We start from the raw sequence: 1282 nt of genomic DNA on the forward strand, positions 1-1282 counted from the left end.
GGGGTCCCCTCGTTTTCAGTGCAATAACTGGCGGTTCGCAAACCCAGCACTGGCGCGGGGGTGGTATTGGTAGATCGTTGATTCTGTTGGCTTTCCTGTTCGCTTTCCAAACGGGTATCGTGGCCTCCCACTAATGGGGTAACACGATGCAGGGCTGGCAGACGACGTTTTTGGGGATGCGCGAGCTTCCACGCGATATCAGCGACTTCGAGATGAAGGCGTTTTTCACCTTCGACGGTGCTGAGCGCGAGGCAATCAATGCACGCCGGGGCGATGCCCACAAGCTGGGTCTGGCGCTTCATATCGGTTTTCTGCGCATGAGTGGCCGTTTGCTCTATGCATTTCGGGTGGTTCCCGTAGCCTTGTGGCGCCACCTCAGCGACGAACTTGGCATTGCCACCCCTGACGTGGCCTCACTGCGAACACTGTACGGGCGGGAGAAGACACTGTTCGATCACCAGCAAGTGGCCTGCACGGTCCTTGGTTTTCGGTGGATGAGCGAGCACCAACGTCGCTTCCTGGTGCGTGAACTGCGGGATGAAGTGGCCCGCTGCGCCGATCGCGATCAACTGCTCGCGCGGGCCCGCCAATGGCTGTACAAGAATAAGCTGGTGATCGTGCATGAGCGGGCGATTCGGTCTTTGATTGCTAGCGCACTTACCCAGCTCGAAGCAGAAACAGGCGCAACAATTGCCGCCGGCGTCGATCCGGCAGTCCTTGATCGTTGGCGGGCATCGGTCGCGGAACTCCGCCCTGATGGCCAAACCCAGCAAAGCTGGCTATGGTCGGCACCGGCCAAACACTCGACTCGCCAAATCAGCGAGGTACTTGAACGCATCGACCTGCTGTACGCGCTGAACGTTCACAAACACTTGGCAGACATCCCCGATCTCATCTTGCGCCGGTACGCGCGTCGACTGGTATCAAGACCCCCGTCTGCCGGGGCCAAGATCAAGGAGCCAGCGCGCACAGTGGAGATCGCCTGCTTTCTGCGCTATTGCCTGTTCACCACCACGGATCAGTTGATCCTGATGGTGCAGCGCCGCATTGCCGATCTGTGGCGCCAGGCCGCTGCCGAGGTCCCAGCCACCGTCAACTGGGCGGCGATGTACAAAACGCTACTGGCCGAACTCGTGGCCTTGAGCGCCCAGGGCGCTGTGCCGGACGCCGAGCTGCGCGCACGGCTTGAAGCCTTGGTCATCGAAACCCAGAAACGCAAGCCACCCAGTCGGGCCTCCCTTGTGCGCGAAGGATTGATTGATGCCATTCGCCCCGTACGCTC

General features: G+C 60.4%; 1 protein-coding gene. It reads left to right on the forward strand.

The features are described 5' to 3' along the window. Nucleotides 1-146: 146 nt before the first annotated feature. Nucleotides 147-1282, forward strand: a 1136-nt coding sequence (locus ACFQND_RS12280; protein WP_377413629.1) for a DUF4158 domain-containing protein, incomplete at its 3' end; no start/stop codon positions are given.

The organism is Polaromonas aquatica (genome assembly GCF_042659145.1).
Classification (GTDB): Bacteria; Pseudomonadota; Gammaproteobacteria; order Burkholderiales; family Burkholderiaceae_C; genus Polaromonas; species Polaromonas aquatica.